Consider the following 6385-nt stretch of genomic DNA (forward strand, 5'->3'; position numbering starts at 1 on the left):
CCGACATCCAGACCTTCGTTGCCCGCACCAGACCGAGGGCCGCCGGGGCCCCGGCCAACCGAGAGAGAGCAGCCATGGGAGCCATGATTCACCTGATTTACCGTCACTGGCGCACCTGCCGGAAGTCGCGCCGCGAGCTCGAGCAGTGGCGGAAGGCCCAGCGGGCACGAGCCCTTCGTCCGTAACGCCAAGGCGCCGGGACCTGTCGAGGTCCCGGCGCCGACTCGTCGCGCCGCACGTGCCGGCAGCGCACACCGGAGCGGTGTCCGTCAGATGAGGCCCTCGCGAATGGCGTAGGCGACGGCATGGGGGCGGTTGCGCAGGTTGAACCGGTTGTTGATGGCGTGCAGGGTGTTCTTGACGGTCCGCTCGGAGTAAGACAGCTCTTGGGCGATCTCGTTGGTGTCCAAACCCTGTGACACCAGGCGAAGCACATCGGCTTCGCGGTCGGTGATGCCGGAGTAACGCTGTCCCCGCGGGGTGGATGTCTGGTGCTGGAGCTTGGAGACCTGCTTGAGGAGGCTGCCGACCACGTCGGGCGGCAGGACCCCCGCACCGCGGTCGACCGAGCTGATCACCTGGACCAGTCCGTCCGCAGTGACGTCCTTGCGGCGGGCGAGCCCGCTGATGCCCGCCTCGGCTGCGGCGAACACGCCGCCGTCCTCCAGGGAGGAGGCGACGAGCACCACGCGCCGAGGGCCCTGGGCCCGGGTCGACTTGACCAGGCAGATGGCGTCGTCGTCGATCTCGTCGACGACGAGCACGGCAATGGTGTCCGAGTCGGCGTCCTGACGATCCACGATGTGCACTTCGGGTCGGATGCGGAGCGCGGCAAGGACACCCAGCTCCGATATAGAATCCAGAGCCTGGACGAAAACAGTGATCCTCTTCGACATGAAGTCCCTCTTGTATTCGGAGAACTGAGGAGAAGGCCACCGGGGGACTTCCATGTAGACGGTCCATCCGCGGTTGGTATGTCCATGGTGTGCCCGCGGAAGTTAAGCGGGGGATAGAGGAACCGTTGCGAAGGATTGTCCGTTCGGGACGGAAACGGGCCGAAGGGACGTCAAAAGAGGTGCTCTTCGGCTCCGATCGCTACGCTGACCGTGGAGTCGCCGTCCAGCGACACTCGGTAGTGGCACAGGCCGACGGGCCTGGTCATGCGCTCGTCCTGCCAGCCGAACCCGCCGAAACATAGCCAGGCATCGGAGCTCTGGTCCGGCTCGATCACCGTACTGGCGGTGCCGTTCAGCAGTACGTTGCCCGCGAATCCGCCCCCCAGGTATTCCCTGAGCTCCACCGTGCACTCCAACCGCTGCGTCATGGGCCGGGGAGTGAAACGGAACGCAAGGGTGTCGGCTTGGAACGAGACCAGGCCGTCTTGGATCTCATTGCTCGTGATGTCGAACTCCACCAGCTGTGCCGGATTCCACGTCGTCGGTTCGTTACGTCTTGTGTCCATCATCTGAGTGTGCCCTCTCCCTGATTTACGCAGTGCGGATGAGGGGACAAGTGCGCGAAGGAGCAGGAGAACTGCCCGTCGTCCTGACCGGGCGCGGATGTCCCGGGAGCGCGCAGGGCGCGAGAGTGGGTGCATGGGAGTCATCGCATCGCTTGACGAACGGGATGTCGCAGTCGAGGCCGGTGAGAGCGCCACCTGCTCCGTACGCCTGCACAACACCGGCCACACAGTCGACACCTTCACGCTCGACGTGCTGGGCGAGGCGGCCGAGTGGACCACCGTGCAGCCAGAGAGTGTCAACGTCTTCCCCGGCGACGACGCGGTGGTAGTGCTCACCTTCACGCCTCCGCGCTCGGCAGACGTTCCGTGTGGGACCAAGGCCTTCGCCCTGCGCATCATGGCGCAGGAGGACACCGACGGGTCGGTGATCGAGGAGGGCACCGTCGAGGTCGGGGGCTTCGCGGAGCTGGCGGCCGAGCTGGTCCCGCGCACCGTCCGGGGCGCCCGGGCGGCTCGCACCAAACTGGCCGTCGACAACTTCGGCAACGGGCCGGTGACGGTCCAGTTCACGGGGAAGGACGAGAGCGGGGCCGTCGGCTTCCGCTTCAAGCCGGCCCAGACGGTCGTCGAGGGCGGGACCACCCAGCTGATCCCGGTCCGCATGCGGATGAAGCGCCGCTTTCTCACTGGCCAGCCCAAGACGGTCCCCATCGAGATCGGCCTGACGGCTTCGGACGGCACCAAGCTCGACACCGCCGGTGTGGTGATCCAGCCCGCCCTGCTGCCGCGCTGGCTGCCCAAGGCGCTGACCTTCGGTGTGGCCGGCGTAGTCCTGCTCGCCGTACTGGCACCGGCTGTCTTCGATGCGTTGCCCACCTCGAAGGCCGCCGCTGGCGGCCTTCCGAACCCTGACGGCGACGACCGGACTCCGGTGCTCCCGGGCGGGAGTCCGTCCCCCGGGACGTCCCCCGGGACGCTCCCGGAGACCCCCGGGGCGAATGACCCGGGCCAGACGACAGGGCAAGGGAGCGGCCCGGACGGGGCGGGTGCCGCAGGCACGGGCGGATCTGCTGCTTCCGGATCGAACGGAGCTGTCAGTTCAGGCGGTTCAGGCGGATCGAACGGAGCTGTCAGTTCAGGCGGTTCAGGCGGATCGAACGGAGCTGTCAGTTCAGGCGGCTCGGACGGATCCGGCGGCGGCAGTTCACCCGTCAACCCACCGGCGGGCGGCGCCTCGGAGCCGACTGCCGAAAGCATCCGCATCCAGGGCCAGGCCATCGTGGGGAGCACGGACTTCGTGACCCGCAGCCGCAAGGTCCAGGCCGGGCAGACCATCAAGGTCGGGGAGGTCATCCTGACCAACCCGGCGGGCTCCGCCGGAACATTGGAGATCCGCAAGAACAGCACGGTACTGCTCAAGCGCGACCTCGCCACCCTGACGCACGAACGCTACGGCTTCCAGGACACCGTAACCTTCAACGCCGGGGACGCCATCGTGGTGGCCGTCCGATGCGAGGCCTCGAGCACAACGTGTTCTCCCACCGCGCTCTTCCCCGCCATGGTGACCGGCGGCTGAACCGTCGCAGCGCCTCCGTCTCCGCTTCCCGTTCCCTCTCCTCCCTTCTCCCCCCCCTCCTCCCCTCCCTCCGCTTCGAAAGGCAGGCCCACCATGCCCGGACTTCCGGCGGCGCGACTCGGTGACAAGGTCACCGGCATCGACATCCATATCGTGCTGGTACCGGCTCCGCCCGGTCCCCCCACCCCCCAGCCCATGCCGTTCGCCTACCAGGCAACCCTCACGGGAGGCTGCTGCCCGACCGTGCGCATCGGCGGCAAGCCCGCTGCGACGCTGGGCGTCGCCGCCGCCATCAGCCCGCCGCACATCGCCCCGGCACCGGCCATGTTCGCGGTTCCCCCCACCCACACCGGGACTGTCATCAAGGGCAGCGCGACCGTGCGCATCGGCGGCAAGGCCGCCGCGCGCGCCGGCGACACCGTGCAGACCTGCAGCGACCCGGTCCCCGCACCCAACGGGAGGGTCATGCCTCCCGTGCCGCAGCACGGCGTCTTCATCGGCTGAGCGCGACGCGCCGACGGGCTGAGCGGCGTTGAGCTGTGCAATGCCGCTCGTGCGGTGGCTCTGCGTCCGCAACTGGCGACGCGGGCAGCCGCCGCCTGCCCCACCATTTGCCGGTCGGTCTAGCTTGACTCTGTCGGGGATCTTGGAGCCGTCGAGGTCAGGTGCCCAGGGTTCGCCATGACTTCGGCCGGGGGATCCCGCGCTGGTCGAGGTAGTTCTGGAGAGCAGTCGGTCGGCGAGGTATGGGTGATTCCTCGGTTGGTGGCAGTCCGCTGAGGCGCTCGATGTTGACGGCGATGGCCGTCAGGACGTGCTGGATGTGGGCTTTTCCCTGTCCTCGGTAGCGGCAGCGCCGCATGCCGTGTCCGTGGGCGAACTCGTTGACCGTGCCCTCCACTCCGGAGCGGACCGCGTAGCGGGTTTTCCACTCGGGTGTCTGTTGCTCAGTACGGATCCGGAGTTGCAGGTCGCGGAGCTCTCGCGGGGGAAAGCCCACGGTGCGGGCGTTGTCGGCGGTGCTGGTGCACTGGGTGCGGGCCGGGCAGGGGCGGCACTGGCTCTTGGTGAACCTGGCCACGATTAGCGGGGCCGCGGTGGGCGAGGAGGTCGGGTAGGGGCCGTGCCAGCCCGCACTGACCTGGCCCTGGGGGCAGGTGACCTGCTGATGGTCGTAGTCGATGTGGAAATCGTCCCGGGCGAAACCCTTGCCCTGGCGATGCTGGCGGGTGGGGTTGGCCGGCAGTGGTCCGGTGACGGTGACGTGGTGTTCACGAGCGGCTTGTTCCAGGTGGGGCAGGGAGGTGTAGCCGGCGTCGACCAGGTGCTCGGCGGGCAGCAGTCCGCGGCGGGCCAGACGGGTGTGGATGCCAGGCAGGACCTGGCTGTCGTGGGTGGTGGCCGCGGTGGTGACCACGTCCGTGATCACGTTGGGGCCGTCGGGAGCGCAGGTCTCGGTCAGATGAGCGGAGAACCCCGTCCAGCTGATGATGTGTCCGTGCCGTGCGTAGCGGGCCGAGGTGTCGTAGGGAGAGACGACAGCCCGGGACGAGGGCGGCAGCCCGGGCCCTTCTTCCTTCTCGGCCGTGCGCCAGCGCAGGTGCCCAGCAGTGTCACGGTCGTAGTTCTGGACCATGATCTGGCGCAGGGCCTGGATGCGCGGGCCGAAAACTCAGCAGCAGCTATCTACAGCTGCCGTAACTACGGTGGGTCTGTCTGTCTGGAAATGGAAGTCGCTTGTCGATCTCCTGCCACCCCTTCACCCACCCACTCGATCTCCGGGACGTGGCCTGACCTGCACCACCACATGATTACCAGGACTTTGAACCAGCCCTGCCGCCGCCCCACGCGTTCATGCGGGGACAACCCCACTTTAGCGACGCTCCAATAAGTCCGGATCTATTCTGTAATAAGTTTCAGACCCAAGGAGTGGAAATGATCAACTGGGATCGCTACGACAGCGAACTGTTCACGCCTCTGCATCCCATACCCACCGAGCTGTGGACGGGCGCGCACGACTTCCACTCACTGCAGGAGGCTGCCCGATGCACGGGGGTGCAGAATGCGGTGGCACTCATCGAAGAGCTTTCTCACGAACTCGTCGATCTTCTGTACGGCTCCGATGATGCCGCACTGTTCGAACGTCTCAAGGCGGAACTGGCGGCCCGGCCGTACGGACAAGGTCTCGTCTGGCAGGACCCGGCCACGTCTGCTTGGCATTACTGCAGCCATCGAGGAGCGGACTGGACGCCTCTAGACGAGCACGGGGACGCCAACGCGACCACCATGGAGAGCGTCGTCGCCGACGAGGCATCAGACGTGTTCCGAGAGGTTTTGGCTGGCCTCGCCGAAGCCGGATACGTCATCTCGAAGGACGAGCGCAGAGAGATCTGGGAAGAAAGTGTCAGCCTCGTCGAGCGCGAGCTCCGGCAGCTCTCTCTCTGAGTCTGTATCCGTGCATTCAGACGAGATTACCTCAAAACGCCCCTGAACTACTGAACACAGAAACGAGAAAATCTCTATGTCAACCCCCTTCTCAGGGCTCCCGCCGGAACAGAAAAGGATAATGGCTGAAAAGATATTGGGAAATCGCCTGAAAAAGAAGGATCTACGCTCCAAGCCCGGGTGGAAGAATGTCATCACAGAGCTGATCGTTTGGCAGGGAGAGGACACCGTGCATCTGAGCGACTTCCCGACGCCGCTCGGAGACGCCTTGGAGGCACTGGGATACATTCTGGACAGCTCAAAACAGAAGAAATTTTCGAGTCCGGAGGAAGCCCGGGCCCATTACGAGAAACTGCTCAAGAATAACTACGCGCTGGTCATGGGCGAGTGGCGCAAGCACAACCTCTCCGTTCTAAGGGACAACCTGCATGTTCCGCCGGAGAAGGCAGACATCTCGGGTATCGCCCGAGCCTGGGGCGAGGCCATGGCCATCTGTAAACGTTTCGACCGCAACTCCAGTGCCCTCAGCAAATACTCCCACCTGGAGGGCCGCGTAAATAGGATCCGAAAGTATGCACAGTGGTAAAGCGCGACCGCCACTACGACTGGGCCATGCTCGACATCCAGCAGGGCTGATTCAAAAGAGCTTTTTCAGCGTGGCCACCGATCGGGTGATGTCCGCGGTGGGCCGTGGAGGCAGAACGAGCAGGGCTCCCTGGCAGTTGTGGGAGGTGTCTGACGTCTCGCCTATGTCGCCGGGGAGCCCCGTTGCTTGCGTATCCTGCCGCACTCGACCTGCCGCATGCCCTGGTTGAGGCGGTGACGATGCTGATCGTCCTCCGTGAGGGTGACCGGCGGTGCAAGCTGCCTCCGCACCAGCGTGCGCTCGTCGCGCTGGTGTA

The 6385-nt window shown here is 65.8% G+C and carries 7 protein-coding genes and 1 pseudogene; 5 read left to right on the forward strand and 3 right to left on the reverse strand.

The genetic code is table 11. The annotated features are described in order from the left end of the window. Nucleotides 1–269: 269 nt before the first annotated feature. Nucleotides 270–896 (reverse strand): helix-turn-helix transcriptional regulator, encoded by a 627-nt coding sequence (locus OTB20_RS38600; RefSeq protein WP_267824591.1) that lies wholly within the window; start codon nucleotides 894–896, stop codon nucleotides 270–272. A 170-nt stretch (nucleotides 897–1066) separates the two neighbouring features. Next, nucleotides 1067–1414 (reverse strand): hypothetical protein, encoded by a 348-nt coding sequence (locus OTB20_RS38605; RefSeq protein ID WP_267824592.1) that lies wholly within the window; start codon nucleotides 1412–1414, stop codon nucleotides 1067–1069. Nucleotides 1415–1595: 181 nt separating this feature from the next. Between OTB20_RS38605 and OTB20_RS38610 the strand changes: the two genes are divergently transcribed. Next, nucleotides 1596–3038 carry a hypothetical protein gene (locus tag OTB20_RS38610; RefSeq protein ID WP_267824593.1) on the forward strand — a complete coding sequence of 481 codons (1443 nt, stop codon included), beginning with the start codon at nucleotides 1596–1598 and terminating at the stop codon, nucleotides 3036–3038. A gap of 93 nt (nucleotides 3039–3131) precedes the next feature. Then, entirely contained in the window at nucleotides 3132–3542 is a 411-nt protein-coding gene (locus OTB20_RS38615; RefSeq protein WP_267824594.1) for a PAAR domain-containing protein, read from the forward strand. Nucleotides 3543–3699: 157 nt separating this feature from the next. Here OTB20_RS38615 and OTB20_RS38620 read toward each other — a convergent pair whose 3' ends face one another. Beyond that, on the reverse strand, nucleotides 3700–4674 hold the full coding sequence (locus tag OTB20_RS38620) for a transposase (protein ID WP_267824596.1): 975 nt from the start codon (nucleotides 4672–4674) through the stop codon (nucleotides 3700–3702). Between the two features lie 299 nt (nucleotides 4675–4973). On the opposite strand from OTB20_RS38620, the gene OTB20_RS38625 reads away from it, so the two are divergent. The 3 genes and pseudogenes from OTB20_RS38625 to OTB20_RS38635 form a co-directional block, all read left to right on the forward strand. Further along, nucleotides 4974–5483 carry a hypothetical protein gene (locus OTB20_RS38625; RefSeq protein WP_267824597.1) on the forward strand — a complete coding sequence of 170 codons (510 nt, stop codon included), beginning with the start codon at nucleotides 4974–4976 and terminating at the stop codon, nucleotides 5481–5483. Between the two features lie 76 nt (nucleotides 5484–5559). Further along, nucleotides 5560–6069, forward strand: coding sequence for a hypothetical protein (locus OTB20_RS38630; protein WP_267824598.1), 510 nt, complete (start codon nucleotides 5560–5562; stop codon nucleotides 6067–6069). A gap of 182 nt (nucleotides 6070–6251) precedes the next feature. Then, a pseudogene (locus OTB20_RS38635) lies at nucleotides 6252–6385 on the forward strand (IS5/IS1182 family transposase); the annotation flags it as partial.

The organism is Streptomyces sp. H27-H1 (assembly GCF_026627445.1).
Lineage (GTDB): Bacteria > Actinomycetota > Actinomycetes > Streptomycetales > Streptomycetaceae > Streptomyces.